General features: G+C 58.8%; 13 protein-coding genes and 2 tRNA genes. 6 read left to right on the forward strand and 9 right to left on the reverse strand.

Translation table 11 applies throughout. From position 1 onward, the window contains the following. The first annotated feature begins 205 nt into the window (after positions 1-205). Both IEV88_RS09150 and IEV88_RS09155 read left to right on the forward strand, forming a co-directional pair. On the forward strand, positions 206-1,444 hold the full coding sequence (locus tag IEV88_RS09150; RefSeq protein WP_188158735.1) for a DUF2793 domain-containing protein: 1,239 nt from the start codon (positions 206-208) through the stop codon (positions 1,442-1,444). 199 nt (positions 1,445-1,643) lie between these two features. Further along, positions 1,644-3,272 carry a sulfotransferase family 2 domain-containing protein gene (locus IEV88_RS09155; protein WP_188158734.1) on the forward strand — a complete coding sequence of 543 codons (1,629 nt, stop codon included), beginning with the start codon at positions 1,644-1,646 and terminating at the stop codon, positions 3,270-3,272. A 102-nt stretch (positions 3,273-3,374) separates the two neighbouring features. Here IEV88_RS09155 and IEV88_RS09160 read toward each other — a convergent pair whose 3' ends face one another. From IEV88_RS09160 to IEV88_RS09180, 5 genes are all read right to left on the reverse strand, one after another. Continuing rightward, positions 3,375-4,088 (reverse strand): hypothetical protein, encoded by a 714-nt coding sequence (locus IEV88_RS09160; protein WP_188158733.1) that lies wholly within the window; start codon positions 4,086-4,088, stop codon positions 3,375-3,377. A gap of 11 nt (positions 4,089-4,099) precedes the next feature. Next, a complete protein-coding gene (locus IEV88_RS09165; RefSeq protein WP_188158732.1) occupies positions 4,100-4,969 on the reverse strand; it encodes a WcbI family polysaccharide biosynthesis putative acetyltransferase in 870 nt (289 codons plus the stop codon). Between the two features lie 116 nt (positions 4,970-5,085). Beyond that, a complete protein-coding gene (locus IEV88_RS09170; protein ID WP_188158731.1) occupies positions 5,086-8,142 on the reverse strand; it encodes a glycosyltransferase in 3,057 nt (1,018 codons plus the stop codon). A gap of 141 nt (positions 8,143-8,283) precedes the next feature. After that, complete coding sequence (locus IEV88_RS09175; protein ID WP_188158730.1) at positions 8,284-9,357, reverse strand: mannose-1-phosphate guanylyltransferase; 1,074 nt, start codon at positions 9,355-9,357, stop codon at positions 8,284-8,286. Between the two features lie 155 nt (positions 9,358-9,512). After that, positions 9,513-9,587, reverse strand: a tRNA-Gln gene (locus IEV88_RS09180). Positions 9,588-9,716: 129 nt separating this feature from the next. On the opposite strand from IEV88_RS09180, the gene IEV88_RS09185 reads away from it, so the two are divergent. From IEV88_RS09185 to IEV88_RS09195, 3 genes are all read left to right on the forward strand, one after another. Then, positions 9,717-9,793: transfer RNA gene (locus IEV88_RS09185), tRNA-Pro, on the forward strand. A 27-nt stretch (positions 9,794-9,820) separates the two neighbouring features. After that, a complete protein-coding gene (locus tag IEV88_RS09190) occupies positions 9,821-10,456 on the forward strand; it encodes a carbonic anhydrase (protein WP_188158729.1) in 636 nt (211 codons plus the stop codon). 9 nt (positions 10,457-10,465) lie between these two features. After that, the gene (locus IEV88_RS09195) at positions 10,466-10,894 is read left to right on the forward strand and encodes a protein tyrosine phosphatase family protein (RefSeq protein WP_188158728.1); all 429 of its coding nucleotides are present in this window, start codon (positions 10,466-10,468) and stop codon (positions 10,892-10,894) included. A gap of 30 nt (positions 10,895-10,924) precedes the next feature. Here the strand turns inward: IEV88_RS09195 and IEV88_RS09200 are convergent, their stop codons facing one another. From IEV88_RS09200 to IEV88_RS09210, 3 genes are all read right to left on the reverse strand, one after another. Next, complete coding sequence (locus IEV88_RS09200) at positions 10,925-13,963, reverse strand: glycosyltransferase (protein ID WP_188158727.1); 3,039 nt, start codon at positions 13,961-13,963, stop codon at positions 10,925-10,927. A gap of 133 nt (positions 13,964-14,096) precedes the next feature. Beyond that, on the reverse strand, positions 14,097-14,930 hold the full coding sequence (locus IEV88_RS09205) for an ABC transporter permease (protein ID WP_188158726.1): 834 nt from the start codon (positions 14,928-14,930) through the stop codon (positions 14,097-14,099). Between the two features lie 33 nt (positions 14,931-14,963). Continuing rightward, a complete protein-coding gene (locus tag IEV88_RS09210; protein WP_188158725.1) occupies positions 14,964-15,785 on the reverse strand; it encodes an ABC transporter ATP-binding protein in 822 nt (273 codons plus the stop codon). A gap of 214 nt (positions 15,786-15,999) precedes the next feature. On the opposite strand from IEV88_RS09210, the gene IEV88_RS09215 reads away from it, so the two are divergent. Further along, positions 16,000-18,585 (forward strand): glycosyltransferase, encoded by a 2,586-nt coding sequence (locus IEV88_RS09215; protein WP_188158724.1) that lies wholly within the window; start codon positions 16,000-16,002, stop codon positions 18,583-18,585. Between the two features lie 2 nt (positions 18,586-18,587). Here IEV88_RS09215 and rfbC read toward each other — a convergent pair whose 3' ends face one another. Next, positions 18,588-19,151: a dTDP-4-dehydrorhamnose 3,5-epimerase gene (rfbC, locus tag IEV88_RS09220; protein WP_188158723.1), complete on the reverse strand. Its 564-nt coding sequence runs from the start codon at positions 19,149-19,151 to the stop codon at positions 18,588-18,590. Between the last annotated feature and the right edge of the window lie 9 nt (positions 19,152-19,160).

Consider the following 19,160-nt stretch of genomic DNA (forward strand, 5'->3'; position numbering starts at 1 on the left):
CTCCATTGGAAGCACGAATCGACCCGCATCCGCATGCACGTCAATCTGCCCGATTACCGCTGCCCTCCGAATGTTTCTGCCCTGGGATTTTTTTGCTTTAGAGGGTCATTCTGTCAGTATGTGACGATAATACAATCATAAAAATTTATCCCCGCTTTCTCCGGTGCCTCTAGCGTAAGGCGGCGTTTCGCTTGAGGAGAATGCCATGAAATCGCCCCGCCTCGACCTGTCCTATGTCGCCGCCGATCAGGCCGGGAAACATGTGACCGTCAACGAGACCTTCCGCCGTCTCGACGCCGTGGTTCAGGCCATGGCCCGGTCACGAACTGTCCCCGCCGAGCCGGTCGCCCCGGCCGAGGGGGACGGTTATGTCCTGCCGCCCGGCGCCACCGGCGCTGCCTGGGAAAATTTTGCCACGGGCACCCTCGCCGCCTATCAGGACGGCGCGTGGCAGGCCTATGCGCCGGCGGCCGGCTGGCAGGTGTTCATCGAGGACGAGGCCGTGCAGCTTGTGCATGACGGCACGGGCTGGCGCGAAACGGCCCAGGGCCTGCCTCGTGCCGGTATCAACGCCACTGCCGACACCACGAACCGGCTGACCGTCAAGTCCGACGCCGTGCTTTTTTCCCATGACGACATCACGCCCGGCTCCGGCGATATCCGCCTCGCCCTGAACAGGGCGGGCACCGGCGACACGGCAGCACAAGTCTTTCAGACCGGCTATGTCACCCACGCTGAAATCGGTCTGTCCGGGTCCCATGATGTCTCGGTAAAGACCAGCAGCGACGGCGCGACATTTCGCGAGGGGCTGCGCCTGTCAGCAATCACGGCGGATACCATTGTCAGTGACGGACGCAAGTTGCAGTTTGAGGTACCGGACCTGTTTTCCACACCTCCCTACCGCATCTATGCCAGTAACGATCAATTCTATTTCAGCAAGAAGACCAGCGATACCGATCTGGCCAGTGGCTCACGATTCGTCTTCGAGGCTGCCGGCTGCCAGAACACCGCCAGCCCGTTCTGGCAGGGTGTGCAATATGCCTGCACCGCCGTGAATGAGGGCGCAGCGACCCGTTATCCGCGCTTCAGCTTTTTCTGGTCATACACCAGCAAGACGGACCCGACCGACCTGCGTTTCAACATCAAACCCGGCAATGCCGGCACGCTGAAGACCCAGTTCAGTATCCAGACCCAGGAACAGGGCGATATTTTCCTCGATGGCGGCAACACCGTCATTGGTCCGACCGGCATGACAGGCACAGCCAAACTGACGGTCGATGGCACGATCAGGGGCAAAACCTATACTGTCGCCACCCTGCCGGATGCGGCGGCCGAAGGAGCTGGCGCCATCGCTTATGTCAGCGATGAGACCGGCGGCGCTGTGCTGGCGTACTCCGACGGCACCGACTGGCGCCGGTCAACCGACAGGGCAGTTATAGCCTGATATGAAAATGACTGAAAAAATCAGTTGAATCTGAAATTTTGATACCTTTTCAAAGGACAAGCACACGATATCATTATACTCTCGTCACCTTCGCAGGATGGTGTTAACAGGGCACATGCTGGTATTACATACTGATACGGCAGGCACCGCTAACTGATACGGCAGGCACCGCTAAACGAAAAGAGAAGTCCCCAGGTCTATGACTCAATCCCCTGATGAAGCGCTGTTCGTCATTGGCATGCATCGTTCCGGCACATCGGCAGTTTCCGGATCGTTGCAATTTTGCGGATATTCTCACGGACATGATCTGCTGGAGGCGGCCCCGGATAATGTCAAAGGGTTCTGGGAACAGGCGCGCTTCGTCAATCTCAACAACATGATGCTGCACACATTGGGCGCCCGGTGGGACAGCCTGCCCCAATGGGTTACCCCGAACAGGCGCGAACGGGCCGATGTCCAAGAATGGGTGAAGACCACCTATTCTGCCCTCGGCGAGCGCATGTGGGACAAGACTTTTGACGGTGTGGACGGACCCTATGTCATCAAGGATCCGCGCATCAGCCTGTTTCTGCCGTTCTGGCTGGATATTGCCGAGAAAAAAGGGCTGCAGCCGCGCTGCGTGTTCGTCTATCGATCCTTGATCGAGGTTGCTCGCTCGCTGTACAAGCGCAACCGGATGCCCTTCGGCCAGGCGACCAGCCTGTGGGTTCGTTACATTCTCTCAAGTCTTAATGACTTGCCTGAAAATACGCCTATAATCCATCATCATGATTTCTTCAATTCACCGATAGAAGAGCTGAAAAAGGCCGGGATTGAAGCGCCAGACGACCCAAGTGATTTAGAGGAATTCCTTGCGGTTCCAGACAAGAAGAAAAATGACCAGATGGCACTAGCGCCGCGGGAATTGCCCTATCCAGCGCTTATACTTGACAAATTCATTCGCAATTATGAGACGATGCCCCCTATGGAAGAACGCGAAAAAGTAATTCGCGCACTTAATCAGCAAACGCTGACAAGCGACGAACTGACAGACAACACCTATGCCGTTGGCGAAGCCAGGAAGGGCTCCTTCCGACCGCCAAAGGAGCACAGGCACGTGATTTTTCACTGTCACCTGTTCAAGAATGCCGGCACGTCCGTCGACGAGATCCTCAAGAGCAATTTCAAGGATGAATGGACGAACGTGGAATTCGAATCGAGCAATTTCCGTTCCTATGCAGACCTTGTCCGCAGTTTCGTGCTGACACAGGCGAAATATCGCGCCGTATCATCGCACACCGGCAATTGGTGGACCGGATATGACGATCCCTCGATTACCGTGCACCCGATCATCTTTGTACGCCATCCGATCCTGCGCGTTCAGTCGGCCTATTCCTTCGAACGCAAGCAGGATGCAGAGACGGCCGGCGCCAAGCTGGCCAAGCAAACCGATCTTGCCGGCTATATCCAGATGCGGCTCGATACGCCGACGGACCTTGCCTTCAACAACTTCCAGGCGCGCCGCCTCGCCTTCCAGGTCTCGCGCACGGTCATGAACCTGCGCATCGATTCCGAGCGCGCGCTCGAAAGCCTGCCCTTCGTCGGCCTGGTCGAGAATTTCGATGCCTCGATGGAAAGGCTCGAAGAATATCTGAAACCCAATTTCCCGGATTTCGAGGCCTTCAGCACCCGCAAAAACGTGACCGAATCGTCCGGCGCCACGATGGACGAGAAACTCGCCCGCATGCGCGAGTCGATCGGCGATGACCTGATGAAGCGTCTCGAAGATGCCAACGGGATCGATATGGACATCTATAACACGGTGGCCGCCCGCTACGGCATGGCCTGACCCGGGAGACCGGGGCTCAACCCTGTTTGATTGAAAACGCCGCGCGGGTCTTTACCGGCGCGGCGTCTTTCGTGATCGGGTTGGCGTTTTTTCGTTCGGGTCTCAGGCGTCCTTCATGTAGCGCTGCTTGGCCTTTTCATGGATCTCATGAAGGAAGGCATATCTGTCATAGATGAAGTCTTCCGTATCCTTGTCGATTTCGGATTCCGGGAAGCTTTCCGCCGACTTGTTCCGCACCTGCATGGGGAACCGCCCGCAACGCTTGTGATTGCGGAATCTCTCGGTCAGGAATTCGTTCAGGAATTCCAGCGGCACATAATGCACTTTCTTGATGCGCCCGGAATTATCCACGTAGTAATCGCGCATGAAGTCGGCGCTTTTGTTGTAGAACTGGCAGTTGCGTGCGAATTCGGAGAAATTGCCCTCCGATGCCAGCAGCGTATCGCCGGTCAGCTTGCCATCGGCACCATGTCTGAACTTCACCACCCATGGCTTGCGCACATGCTTATAGTAGGACAGCAGCAATTGCACCGGGTCGCGTGTCACCGAGAACACCAGCGGAATCGTTTCCGGATCGATCCCCTGCGCCTCCAGCACGTCGGCGGCCTCTGACACCACTTCGTGACGCTTGCCATCGATCAGGGTCAGGCGCGGCTCGACATCGTCGAATTCGATGGAGGTGCGGGTATGGTCAAAACTGCTGGCAGGGGTACAGACATTGAGAGGGCCATCGGCATTGTTCAGCAGCCATCTGGATACTGACATGCCGCCCGTCTTGGGCGTGTGAATGAACAGATAGTTCTTGCCAAAAATCATTCTACAGACCCCTAGTTGATATCGCTCAGATCGACGGCTTCGTAAACACGATAATAGGCTTCAACCAGCTCCAGGGGTGAGTAAAACTTGAAATCCCGCTGATTGACTACCCGGCCATCTTCTATCGTGAACTTGACCCCCCGGTATCCCGTATCGGCGCTTGTATCAAAGCGCACTTTGCGCGCCGCCATCGGATTGATCGGACACAGGAATTTGCCGAGAGGCTCACCCATTTTATCCAACTCAGGATCGCGGCTTGGCGGCTTGCCGATATGGTCAAGCGCCCGGCGGGCATATTCCCTGAGCAGTGACTTGGCGGGATGATTGAAAGTATGAAACAGCTTGAGATCGTACTGGCTCTCTTCGATGAAATCGCAGATGCGCAGATCGGTCAGTTCATCGCGCCGTTTGAGTTCATCGAGAGACGCCTCGGCTCGACCCTTGTAGCGATCGGCATTCCAGGCTTCATCGCCGAGCAGGCTGACAACTTCCTGGACCGAGTGGCCATTCTGAAACCCGTGCAGAACCGTTTCGATATGATAGTCGCCCATCGGCCCTGAAAGCGTTGGCTGCCCGCGTCGCCGGACATAGCGCAGTTCCGGGTTATAGAAGGTATAGAACAGGTTGATCCAGATAACGACCTTGTCGCCATGGGCCTCGCGCAAATTTTGGGTACGGACGAATTGGCAGGGGTAATTATCGTTGACACTTTGCGCCAGGATGAGATCGGCTTCCTTCATCCGCGGCTCGACTTCAGGCAGGTCCGAATCCTTGGAAAGATGGACGATGACCGGATCGAGCAACTCGATATCCTCATGCAAGCGGGACAGGATCGCCCCCAGCGGTCGTGCCTGGCAATTGCCTATCACAAGTACTTTCATACCGTTCCCGTCTTTTTTCAGGCCATGCGCCGGCTAGCGCATGACCCCCTTTTTGACCTGCCGCCTGCAGGCGCGATAGATGGCACAAGCCGGATCAATGTGCGCGGCCACATGCCTCAGCTTTTCCGGCTGTCGATAAGGGTCTTGCACAGGGCGGCCAGCTTTTTCCTTGCAGCATCGACACCAAACTGGCTGATGACATGCTCCTGTCCGTTTCTGGACAGCTTTTCCCACAGGTCTTCATCCGTGTAGAGACGCTTCATCTCCTTGGCGAAGCTCTCTGCGCTGCTGGCGACCAGCAGGGTCTCCTCGTGCTTCAGGGCCATCCCCTCCGCCGCGATCGGCGAGGCAACCGTCGGCACGCCCAGGCGCAGCGAGTTACCGACCTTGCCCTTGACCCCTGCGCCATAGCGCAAGGGTGCGACGGTCATGCGGATGTCGGCGAGGTAGCCGTCGAGATCCTCGACGAAACCGACCAGGTTGATGTCGTCCTCGACGAACTCGTCGAATTCCTGGCCCATATGGCTGCCGATGATATGCAGCCGTGCATCCAGCCCATATTCGCGGAAACGCGGCCAGACCTTCTCGACCAGATAGCGCACGGCATCCACATTCGGCGTGTGGCGGTAATTGCCGACAAAGGCGATGTCAATGCGATCCTTGAAGCCGGCAATGCGGTCGTATTTTTCGTAGATCAACGGAATGACGACACTCGGGAACGGCCCGATCTCGCTGCGCAGCAGATCGATTTCGAAATCCGAGACCAGGATCGTCGCGTCAGCCGACGTGATCAGCTTGTATTCGAGATCCTTCATCTTGTTTGCTTCATGCAGATACTTGATGTCGTTGCTCAGCTCGAACTGGCGCATCAGGCGCAGATGGTGAAGGTCGACCGTGTCGAAGACGATCGGTTTTTCCGGGAAGCTCTGTTTCAGTTCGGCAAACAGTTCGCCACCGGCCGGTGCCCGGGACAGCAGGAACATGTCGAAGTCGTGGCCGTTATCGAGAACATATTTACGGGCATTCTGCGCAAACGGGGTGTGAATGACCTCCACACCGAATTTCTGCAGCTGCGTCGCATAGCGCCCGCCCTTGACCAGGTTCGACCCGATGAAGGTGACCCTGTAGCCAAGCTCGCAGAAGATCTTCATGTAATAATAGGCGAGCAGCGACCCGGCATCCTTGTCCGTCTGCGGAATCTCCGCATCATAGATCAGGATACGCCCCTTGGGCCGGCGGTCGATGATTTCGAGAGAGTAATCGCCCTGCGTGCCGAGGCCCTTGAGCTTCTCTTTCCACTTCTCCTGCATCTTCTCTTTGTTGACCGCCTGGAAGCGCTTCACGCCGGTCGTGATGTCAGTACCCGAAGAAATACCCTCGAAGTGGACGACGACGGAGCGCGGCTGGTAAATCACCCGCAGGCCTTCGTCGCGCAGCTTGAAGGCGATATCGACATCCTCGTAATAGGCCGGTGCCAGTTCCTCGGAGAAACCGCCGACTTTTTCCCAGTTCTCGCGCGATACCATGATCGCGGCGCCGGAGATGAAGTCGACGTCGCGCATGTAGTTATACTTGCACGCTGTCGGGTCATCCATGCGGCCGAAATTCGCGCCGCTGGCATCTTCCCAGATGATGCCGCCCGCTTCCTGCAGCAGCCCGTTGGGATAGATCAGCTTGGAGCCGACCAGGCCGACATCCTTTTCGCGCCCGACCGTGTCCATCAGCTCGTCGAGCCATCCGTCGAGCACGACGGTGTCGTTATTGAGGAAGAACAGGTAAGGCGCCTCACAGCTCGCCGCAGCGGCATTACAGGACAGGAGGAAGCCAAGGTTTTCCTCATTGATCCGTACCGTGATACCGGGAATGCCGTCGAGCTTTTCCATCAGGTATTCGCCGGACCCGTCAGGTGACTGATCATCGGCCACGATCAGTTCGAAGGGTGTCCCGTCGCGGGACTTCAGGGCGAAATAGATACACCGAAGCGTGTAATAGAGGTTCTTGTAGACCGGGATGACGACGGAGACTTCCGGCTCGCCCTCGCGTTCCGGCAGCGCCTTGATCAGGGCGACGATCTCGTCATCTGTGAGCCCCTGCGTATCGTCGAAGAACGGCTCTGGCGGCTTGGGCGCTTCGCCCTGACCGAGACCGGCATGAAGAAAATGCAACAGGGCCGATCCGCCCGACGTCGCGACCTCCGGATGGCGCGTGAAGTAATAACGCTGGCCGAACCGCTCGCTTGGCTGGAACCATGGCAGGTGACCGTTCTTAACGTAGTGCTCGATCGGATGCTGGCCGGGCTCGAGCCTGTCGCCCCAATGCTTCGTGTAGAATTTCGGATCGAAATAGGGGTTGGGCTCGCCCATCTGGCTTTCCTCGTCCTGCAGGTAGTGCGAGAACGGATCAGGCTGGTCGCCCTTCAGCTTGTGACGGCGCATGTAGAACGCCACGTCGAACAGCGGATTGAGCCACGATTTCTGCTTGCGCCAGGTCTTCAGGAATTCGATGGTCGGGTTCACCAGGGGCTGGCCGTGCTTCTTGATGAAGAATTCCGGCTCAGCCAGGGGATGGGTCTTGACGTTGCTGAACCTGTTCCCGGCCTGGAACAGGTTGCAGAAATTCTCGAACCGCTCGCTGTGAATCTTGCCCAGTCCGATCATCTTCAACTGCAGCAGGCGATGGGGATCATGAAGGTTCTCAAGGCCCTCGGTGAGGAAATGCTCCAGCAAGCGGTTGAAGTGCTTGTTGTCGTTGCTCGCCTGGTCGCGATAATAATCAGCATCCAGAAAGACGAATGCCTTGTGGCGGTCCCGGGACTTGACGAAATCTTCCAGCACCGACTGGGTGGACGTCTTCAGTACCAGATCGCCGTAAAGCCTGTAATACTGGTCAACATCCACAAGCGGCGAGGTTTTGCGCCGCTCGCGGCCACCATGCCGCAGATAATGCGAAATCGCATTCTGCTTGCGCTCCACGACATCCGGATAATGGGCGTAATAATAAGCCGGAATGAAGAATGGATGGGGGCAACGATCCTCGTTGATGCCGTTCTGCAGATAATGATCCAGCGCGGGCTGGCCGGAATTTCGCACATCCGGATACATCAGCAGATACCAGGCCTCGTGGAAAATACCTGTCTGCTTGATCGCTTCTTTCAAATCGAAAGGCTGGGTCATAGACTTACCTGAATATCTGTACCCGGAAAAGAAGGTCGGGATGTTAAAATTTCAGCAGGGAACCTGCAGGTCACTTCTGGATGCGGCGTGCGCGTCCGGGTGCGGGGATAGGAATGGCCGGCCAGTGAAGCTATGATCTTGTTACTGATCATCATTTTCCTTCATCTTCTGGACGATCTTTTTCACATTCTGGGATTTACCCTTCGGCAGGATCAGGACGGAACCCTCATGGGCGACAATGATGAGGTCCGACACGCCATAGGCTGCGACCTTGACGCTGTCATCGCCGCGCAGATAGCAGTTCGTCGTCTCTATGGCGATCACATTGCCGACTTCATCGTCCGGTGAATTTGTACTGATCTCGTCCCACGAGCCGATATCACTCCAGCCGCAGCGCACAGGTCCGCATACCGCCGCACATTTGGTTTTCTCCATGACGGCATAGTCGATGGACTGGTCCGGACAGGGAAAGAAATGTTCCGGCGAAAGCGTGTAGACAACACCCTCTTTTTCGCAGTGCTCCAGCGCGAGGGCGCTGTGGCGGAGAATCTCGGGCTCGAAACGTTCCAGCTCCGCCAGCATCAGATCGGGCGCGAACATGAAGATGCCGGCATTCCACATATACCCGCCATCGGCCACATAGGCCTGGGCGGTTGCATAATCCGGCTTTTCGACGAAGGCTTCGATCCTGTAATAGCCGCTGTCCATCTCCTCGCCGCGCCGGATATAGCCATAGCCGGTCTTCGGCTTGTCGGCGGCAATGCCGAAGGTGGTTATGCAGGCATGGTGGCTGTTGGCGGCACTCTTTGCGATCGCCGCGTAGAAGCTTGCAGGATCGTCAATATGCTGATCGGATGGCATCAGCACACCGAGAACGTCACCTTCGCTGTTCTGTTTTGCGACCAGCGAGGCAATGCCCGCGACCGCTGCCGTATTGCGCCCGAAGGGCTCCAGAATAATCGCCTGGGGCGTGACCCCGATCTCCTCGAGCTGCTTTGCGATGAGGTCGCCAAACGTCATCGCGCCGATAATGATCGGTGGACCGAAGGTGATTTGGTCATCGCTATATTGCGCCCGCAAGACGGTTTCCTGAAACAACGTCCGGTGACTGAGAATCTTGTGGAACTGCTTGGGACGATCAGGCCGCGACAGCGGCCATAATCTGGTCCCGGACCCACCGGCCATGATAATCGGTGTAATCAGCGAATTTGACATAAGCTAACGCCGCCCAAGTCTCGGCAACTCTCCCCAACAACAAAAAAACTACTAAACCGAATAAGACGGTTAGTAAATGTAGGGTAATGAAAAATTTCGCAGAAAATTCAGTTTCTTCCCGCAGGCGCACAATGAGAATGTGTACCAGATCGAGATGGCTGGGGCGGGAGGATTCGAACCTCCGCATGGCGATACCAAAAACCGCTGCCTTACCGCTTGGCGACGCCCCAGCGAGAAGCGAGGTAATAGCCGCTCGTTTTTCAAAGTTCAACGTCTTTTTTCCGGAAAATTCGGCCCCTGTAAAATACCGGAAAAAGCCGTTGCAAAGCCGCCCACGCAGGTATATTAGAGCCGTTCAACGGAGTGTAGCTCAGCCTGGTAGAGCACTGTCTTCGGGAGGCAGGGGTCGTGAGTTCGAATCTCGCCACTCCGACCATTTCAACTTCAACAAGGTTGATACGGCATGAATTTCCCGCAATCGCTGATCGATGGATACCAGACGTTCCGCAAGGAGCAGTATGAGCCATTGGCCAAGCGCTATGCGACCTTTGCCGAGGGTCAGAACCCCGACACCCTCGTCATCGCCTGCGCCGACAGCCGCGTCGATCCGACCACCATCTTCACCGCCGGGCCGGGCGAGATCTTCGTCATGCGCAATGTCGCTGCCCTCGTCCCGCCCTATCAGCCCGATGGCGGCCTGCACGGCGCCTCGGCCGGTCTCGAATTCGCCGTCACCGCGCTGAACGTGTCGAACATCGTCGTCATGGGCCACGGCCTGTGCGGCGGGGTCAACGCATGCCTCAGCAAGACGGAAGGTTCTTCCGCCGGCGAATTCATCGACCCCTGGGTGGAACTGGCCGCGCCGGCACGTGCCGCGGTCAACCGCGAGCTGCCGGACGGCAATCCCGAGCAACGCCAGCGCCTTGGCGAATACCGTACGATCCAGGTCTCGCTGGACAATATCCGCACATTCCCGTTCGTCGCCAACCGGCTGGAAAAGGGTGACCTGTCGCTCTTCGGCGTGTGGTATTCCGTCTATGAAGGCGATCTGCGCCTGCTCGACCCGGACACCGGAGACTTCAATCTTCTTGACGCTTGAGGCCAATCCATGAATCCCAAATTCAACAAGATCACAGACAGTTTCTACGCCAGCCCGCAGATCCTGCCGGCGGAAATTGCCGCCGCCGCCGAAGACGGGTTCGACCTCATCATCAATAACCGCCCCGATGGCGAGGAATCCGGCCAGCCGGAGGCAGAACGGATCCGGCAGGCCGCACAGGACGCCGGCATCGACTATGTCGACATTCCGATCGGCCGGGACGGTGTTTCTGGCGCGGCACTGGACCGGTTCGATGCTGCCACCGCCGGCAAGACCAAGGTGCTGGGCTTTTGCCGAACTGGCACGCGCTCAACCATCGTGCGCTCGATGGCCCGCGCCAGGGCGGGCGAGCCGGTCGATCAGGTTCTCGCAGAGGCGGCCAATGGCGGCTACGACCTGTCAGCCCAGCGCACGGCACTTTCGGCGCTGGCGCGCTGACCTCTTTTCAACCGACCCGGGCGTGCGATGTCAAGACACCGGCTCTTCTGAGCGCGCCTTGGCGGTGACAGGGCCATACAGCCTGGCGTAGTCGGCCGGCGCCTCAGGGAAGGTGAAGGATTTCTTCTCGTCAAAGGCGCCATTGCGCACTTTTTCCAGGATCCAGTCTCCCAGCCGCCGCCATGGCAGGTTGGGCGGCACCACCGCCCCGCCGCCGATCAGGCGGATGCGTTCGGCCTGCGCCCCCATATCGAGCGCGATGACATTGATGCCTGCGCGCCAGGCCTCGGAGATCGTGTAGCTATAGGTTTCCGGCCACAGGCTGGGGAAGAGCATCAGATCGACATTACGGCTCCTGATCAGGCCTTCGATATAGCTCTGTTCATATCGGCCGGTCGTCTCGATATCGGGATTGATGGCCTTGAGCGCCTTGTCATCGCGGCTGTATCCGAAAATCGTCACCTTGATCGGCAGGCTGTCGCGGCGGATCGCGCGCAGGAAATCCTCGACCAGGTGAAAGCCTTTCTGATAGCCGATGGCGCCGACGATCGCGATATGGATTTGCTCGGCCCCCCTCGGAACGGGCTTGAGTTCGACCTGGGTACGCTGTTCGGGATGGGGCGCATGCTCGACCCTGATCGAGGGGAAGCGCTCCTGCATGTAATCGGCGGCCGCCATGCTTGGCGCCATGATTGTGTTCATCATTGCCAGAATATCAGCATGCTGATCGATATAGGACTGAACGCCGCCAAGCCGCAGCACGTCCTGGTCGATGGCAAATTCCAGCGCCTTCTTGGCGATACAGTTCTCGCACTCGCTGACTGGCGGCTGGCCACAAAACTCCACGCTCGGCAGCAGCATCTGCACGCGGGGACAGAACCAGCTATAGTCGTGCACCGTACTGACGCAATGGCGCTTGTTGCGCCTGAAGACAGACACGACATCCTTCGCGAAAGCAAGCTTGAACCCGATGGTCCCGTGCAGGTGCAATACTGACGGCCGGTCCGTGGCCAGCTCCTCCAGAAGGTCCAGCGCTTCTTGCTGCGTCAGGTAGAGACAGAACCTTCCCTCCGCGTCCTCAAGCACCAGGTCGCAATCGGTCGCCGGATCGTAGGGCGAGGAAATCTCGCGCGGCGTCAGGCGAAGGCTCATCCCGCCCTCGGCCTCGATCTCTTCTTCGAGGCTCTCGAGATAATGTCCGATCCCGCCGGTAAAGCGCAGCGCCATGTGGATGAACAGCGGTTTGTCGTCGGCCAGCAATCGTTGCCGGGTAACGGCATTGCGCGCCCGCCGCAGGGGATCGCGCTGGATGAATTCCTGCACCGTCCAGCGATATTCCGGAAACTTCTTGGCCAGCTTCTTGCCGTTCTCGCGGGACAGCTCCTTGCCTTCTTCCTTGCCGAACGAAACGCGGCCCTCATGCTCGACGAAAAGTCCCGGCAGGACGACATGGGTGAAACCCCGATCCTTGGCACGGATGCTCCAGTCGACCTCCTCGGCATAGCCGCGGCCCCATTCGGTGCCGAAAGGGCCGACCTCGGCAAGGGCATTGCCCTTTATATACATACAGAATCCGTGCGCCGTCGGCAGGTCGATGACCGTGTCCGCATCGGGAAGATCACGGAACATGCCGTCGATCTCGGCGAGGGTCATACCGGCCATGGCATTCTCGATATTCATGCGCGGATAGCTGAGGATCGTCGCGTTGTTGGACATCGGCGATACGCTGGCTATGTCCGGGCGGCTATAGGCTGCCTTGCGCAAGCGGCCAAGCCAGCCTTCCGGCACCGCCGTATCGGCGTTCAGCACGACGACATCGCGCCGTCCGGCGATGGCGAACGCCTGGTTGACGGCTTCCGGAAAACCCCGGTTTTGCTTCAACTCGATGACATGCGCCAAATGCCGGTTGGAAAATTCGCGCAGGTAGCGGGTAATTTCCGGGTCGGGGCTGGCATCGTTGACGATGACGAGATGATATGGCTCTCTGGTATTGGCAACGATGCTTTCCAGACAGCGGACGACCTGATCATAGCCCATGTAAACGGGCACGGCGATGCAGGTCTCTGCCTCGACCGGTTGCTCGGCCAGCGTGAGAACCCTGGCCGACGACACGTCCTGCGTTGCCCGGGCCGCGCCAAGGCCGGCCTGCAGGTTCTTCAGCAACAGATCGGTCTGCCGGTCGCCCGACTGGGTGCGCATCGCCCGGATGCTCTCATGCACCAGCTGCACGAGCCTGCCCTGCGAAAACGGGATATACTCCTCATAGGACGGACTATCCGGACCGGTCTGCGCAGGCCCGATCCTGAACCGCTCTACCGGCTGCGGCAGGACAAAGGAAAAGCCGCTATATTTCGCGCCCTTGGCGGAGAGAACGTCCGGACGCGGCTGCGTCGTCGCCATCAGCAGCTTTCTATCGCCCGCATACAATGCCAGGTCGAGCGGCAGGTCCGGCGCGGCCGGATCGTAACACCACCCGGTCACGGTCTCCGCCGAGATCTTTTCCATGCGCAGGACATAATCATGGGCCCATGATATTTCCGCGCCGAGACGCCTGCCATCGACCTCGATCCAGAAGCGATGACGCTGACCGTCGAAGGCATCGGCCGGCAGGTCGAAGGCAAAGCCGTCGAGGCCACCGCGTGTGGAAACCGGGCTGTGGTCCGGCAGGTGCACGTTCGGCGTGCCGGATGCGACTTCCTCGCCATTCATGAAAAGACTGGCCGTGACCGGCGCGTCGCTGCCCGGCCTGGCAAGCCAGCCATGGGCCTTGCCAGCGCCAACCTGCAACAGCTGCCCCTGCACCGTGCCCAGGGCGAGGTCGCGGGACGCAAGCATCTCGCCGGCCCGCCAGAGCTGAACAGCGCCGGACCCGTCCTCCGGCCAGTCGACGGTCAGGGCGAAGCGCCCCTCGCCCAGCCGCTGAACGCCGGTAACAGCGAGGTCATCGCCATTGTCGAACCGGACTGAAACCTGGCTGAACTCGGCCGCCTTTACCGGACCGGTCACGATCATTCCCGCGCCGGCAACCCGCTCGATAAGGAGTGACTGACCGCTGCTGTGTGAGCTCATAAAACTTCCCGACTAATTGACACGCCAGCATCGCCCTGATGCTGTGCCCTGCGATTTTGCCCCTGGTCGCGCTGCAATCATCCCTCATTGCACGGCGCAGGCCAAGGGCGCAAGTTTCCCTTCCGGCACCGGCCTAGAGCCAGAAAGGTATCCGCCGGCGGTTCAGGGCGAAGACCAGAAAGCCGGTGATGCTGCCCACGACGGTGACAACCGCCACGACCAGCAGGGAAAGCTCTGTCGGCCATTCCCCCAGCATTGGACGACGGAACAACTCAATAAAGTGTGTAAGCGGGTTATATATCGCGATCTGGTTGCGGAAACCGGCGCCGTCGGGATCATAGGTCCAGATGATGGGCGTGAGGAAGAAAATGACCCGCATGGCGACAGAGACAAGCTGCTCGATGTCGCGGAAGCGGACACAGATCGTCCCCAGCAACAGCCCCACCCAGAAGAAGTTGATGAAGAACACGGGCAGCGTCGCCAGGCTGATGAGCACGCTGAGTGGCTGCATGTCCCAGATGAAGAACGCCAGCGTCAGTATGACCACCAGGTTGATGAGAAGCGGTATCGCATCGCGCAGGCAGTTGCGGAACAGGAACAATGAATACGGCACGTTGGCTGACAATATCCACCCGCGCGCATTGATGAACACCCTCGCCCCGGTCGTGATGCCGGAGGTGATGAACATCCAGATCAGGAACCCGAAACTGAGATAGGCGGGATAGTTGGTCGTATGCGTATCAATGCCGCGAACGGGCGCAAAGATCAGGATGAATATACCGATCTGGATCAGGTAGATCAGGATGAACCAGAGATAGCCGAAATAGGTCCTGTGATAACTGGACCGCAGGTCTTCGATCGCAAGGTTCGACCAGAGATAGAATTCCTTGAAGCCCTGAATGATATCGAGAGCCCCCAGGCCCAGCGATCCCTTTGCCCGCCTTTGGGCCTCAAACATATCCGACATGAAAATTAGCCTTCTTGGAAATTATCCGGAAATTTATTCAGCGTGCGACTGTTCGATCGCCTTCAGGGGTGACTGTTGTTCTTCTGGCTTGGCGTTCTTGATTTTGGCCTGCTGATCTTCATAGGCCGCAATCACCTCCTGCGTATCGCCATACATCGCGATCTGCCCGCCTTCCAGCCAGACGGAGACATTGCAATTTTCCTGCAACAGCTTGTGATTGTGCGAGGCGAGAACGACGATCCCCGCATCTTCCACGATTTCCTGCATCTTGCGCCCGGCCTTTTGGCGGAAATTGACGTCCCCGGTACCAAGCCATTCGTCAAGCAGCAGGATTTCCGGCCGGAACGCGGTAAAGGTGGCAAACAGCAGGCGCATGCGCATGCCGGACGAGTAGACGCTGACAGGCATCATCAGGAATTCGTCCAACTCGCTGAACTCGGCGATCTCGGGGATCTTGTGTTCGATTTCGTCGAGGGTCAGGCCGGCGACGAGACCGAGCATCTGGATGTTCCGATAGCCGGTGGCGTCATTGTTCAGCCCGAGCGACAGGTTGAAGATGCCGCGCACCTTGCCGTCGACTTTCAGCTCGCCTTCGGTCGGCTCGTAGATGCCGCCAAGAACGCTCAACAGCGTGCTCTTGCCGGAGCCGTTGCGCCCGACGATACCCAGCCGATCGCCGGTGCGAAGCTCGAACGAGATATTGGTCAGGACCTTGAACCCGGTCAGCTTGCCGCTGCCCGAGGTCAGGAAGCGCGGATCACGATGAACCGGGGGCTTGCCGCCCTTCATGCCGGACCGGCCAGACTTGAAGATCGGTAGCGTAAGGCCCAGCTTCTCGGCGATCAGACTTGGCATAGGCGATTACTACATTCCTTGAACATCAGGGCATCGACAGGACGGCTGGGCCGAATCAGCCCTGAATAGACGAAATGGCGGGACAGATAAAGGGTTGATGCCGCGCCTGCCCACGCAAATTCATTTGAACTTCAAGACCCCTTCTTATACACAAAGCCCCCTGCATGAGAGCACGTCATTCCCACTTTATTCCCCGGGGGCCAGTAATACTTCAATGACCAAAACCGCTTATTTCACGATATGTTCGCGCAATTATATGGCCTATGCGCTGACGCTTTACCATTCCCTGAAAAAAGCGGAACCGGATTCGGCGTTCTACTGCTTCCTGGTCGATGCGCCAGACGGCACGCAGGATCTCCCCTTTCCCGTCATCGCCTGTGAAACGATGAATATCCGTGGCTTCTGGGACATGGCCTTCCGCTACACGGTGATGGAATTCAACACGGCAGTGAAACCCTTCTGCATCGACTACCTGTTCGACCGTGCAAAGGTCGATGCGGCGGTTTATCTCGATCCCGATCTCTATATCGTCAGGCCGCTGACGCATGTGCACGAAGCGCTGGAAAACGGGGCAGACATCGTTCTCACGCCCCACGCGCTGGCGCCGCTCGATGATGGCGGCGACCCCGACGATGTCCGCCTGATGCGCACCGGTGCCTATAATCTCGGCTTCGGCGCCTTTTCGCGCAGCCGGTCGAGCCGCGCCCTGGTGACATGGTGGGGCGAGCAGCTGCGCACCAAATGTGTCGTCGACCTGGAAAACGGCCTGTTCGTCGACCAGAAATTCATGGACCTTGCCCCGTGCTATGTCGACAAGACGGCGATCTTGCGCCATCCGGGCTATAATGTCGCCTACTGGAACATGCCCCATCGCGAGATCGCGGCCGATGACGGCTGGACGGTGAATGGCGAGCCCCTGCATTTCTTCCATTTCAGCGGCGTCGTGCCCGGCGATGGCAGTGTCTTTTCCAAGCACCAGAACCGTTACACCGCGGCGACTATCGGGCCGCTGAAATCCCTTCTCGATGACTATCTCGCCGGGCTTGCCGGCAATGATCACGAGACATGGAAAACCATTCCGTATGCCTATAATTACTTTCCCGATGGCAGCTACATCGCCGATCCGCTGCGCCGGGCCTATGCGCGGAATTTCCCCCAGACCAAACCGGGCGGGCGCGAGATTCTCCAGGACCATCCCGCCCTGTTCAACGCGACGAGCCGGCGCGCCCAGCGCCCCGGCTGTACCGTGCCGCTGACCACGGTGATGTACGAGGTCTGGGCCTCGCGCAGCGATTTGCGGGATGTCTTCGACCTGAATACAGACCAGTCCCGGATCGGCTATCTCAACTGGTTCCTGTCCAGTGCCCCCAGTGAGGTCAGGCTGGAGGAAAAATGGCTCGCCCCTGCCCGCGAGATCCTGTCCGCCCGCAGCCAGACGGGGACGCCGCCCGTCCAGTCCGGCCTCAACCTGCCGGCCATGGGCCGGACCCGCCCGACATTGCGCGCCACGGTCAGCCGCGCCGTCCTCGCCGGTGCCCACCGCCTGCGTCCGCTATACCGGCACGTCTCGCCTGAATTGCGCCAGCGTATCGTCCGCCTGCTGCTGCGCGAAGGCTTCAGCGGCCCGGCTGGCGAAGACAACCGCCTCGCGCCGCCGGCGCCGGCGCCGGAGAAGGCGCCGCTTGACGACGGCCTCAATGTTTTCGGCTATTTCCGGACCGAAAGCGGCCTCGGCGAAGGCGCCCGGCTGGCGCTGCGCGCGCTCGGCGAGGCTGGCGTTGAAGCGGCACCGGTGACATTGCGTACACAGATCTTTCGCGATGCCCTGGCGGATGTCGATGATCAGGACACACTGCCGCCGGTTCGCCGGATAAACCTGCTCCATGTCAATGCCGATGAGATGCTGACGATCTCCCGCCGGGTGAACGAGAGCTATCTCGATCGCAGCTATAATATCGGCTACTGGGCGTGGGAGCTGGAAAACTTTCCCGAGCCATGGTCCGAAGCGCTCGACCAGGTCGATGAGGTCTGGACGCCCAGCACGTTCGTGGAGAAAAGCATTCAGGCCAGGACCGGCAAGCCGGTGATGGCGATGCCGCACCCGCTGCGCGACCGGCCCGCTGACATGGCTGCGGCCGGGGCTTTCCGCAAGGCGCACGACATCGACAGCGACACTTTCCTTGTGCTGACGACATTCGATCTCAACTCCTATATCGACCGCAAGAACCCGTTTGCCGCAATCGCCGCCTTCAAGCAGGCCTTTGGCGATAGCCAGAACGCCGCGCTGCTGATGAAATTCCACGGCGACAAGGCGATGAAGGCGCAGCGCCGCCGGCTGGCGGAGGCAAAAGGGGAGGATCCGCGCATATTGCTGGTCGATGATGTTCTCAGCAGCGCCGAGATGGCGGCGATGCAGATGAGTGCCAATGCGTTCTTGTCCCTGCATCGCTCGGAGGGCTTTGGCCTGAACATGGCCGAATGCATGCTGCGGGAGAAACCGGTCATCGCCACCGGCTATTCCGGCAACATGGATTACATGACAGCGCGCAACAGCCTGCTTGTCGACTATGCGATGATCCCCGTTGGCCAGGGCCAGTATCCCTTCCCGGACGGCCAGCAATGGGCTGATCCGGATGTCGATCATGCCGCGTCGCTGCTCAAGCGCGTCCATGACGACCCGTCAGCCTTTAGCGAAATGACCCGCGAGGCGCGCCAGACGATCCTGCGCGACTATTCCGCCCAAGCCATCGGCACACGGATGCGCGAGCGTCTCGCCGCGATCCGTCAGGATCTGGACTGAAATCAGCTATAGTCGAACGGCGTTTCGAACTCGCTATAGGGCGGTGCCTTGGCGTCCTTGTCGGACAGGACGGCCTGGTCTTCCGTCACGCCCCAGTCGATGCCGAGCTCCGGCGAGAACCAGTGGACATTGCCGTCCGCTTCCGCCGAATAGAGCGCGGTGACCTTGTAGACGACGAGCGTGTCGGGCTCCAGCGTGATGAAGCCGTGCAGGAAGCCGGCCGGCACCAGGATCTGCGTACCGTTTTCCGCAGAAAGCTCTGCGGAGACCCACTTGCCATAGGTCGGCGAGCCCCGGCGCACATCGACAGCAACATCAAGGACCGATCCGTGCACGACGCGCACCAGCTTGTCCTGGGCATAGGGCGGCGCCTGATAATGCAGTCCGCGCACGGTATATTTGTGCTTGGAATAGGATTCATTGTCCTGCACGAAACCGAGCGGCACCGCTTTCTCATCGAAGCGGGTCTTGTTATAGGTCTCGGTGAAATATCCCCGGTTGTCGGCAAAGACGCGGGGCTTGAGCAATTTCACTTCGGGAATGTCGAGCTCGGTGACTTCTAGCATGGGCAACCC

The organism is Aquisalinus flavus (assembly GCF_014640095.1).
Lineage (GTDB): Bacteria > Pseudomonadota > Alphaproteobacteria > Caulobacterales > Parvularculaceae > Aquisalinus > Aquisalinus flavus.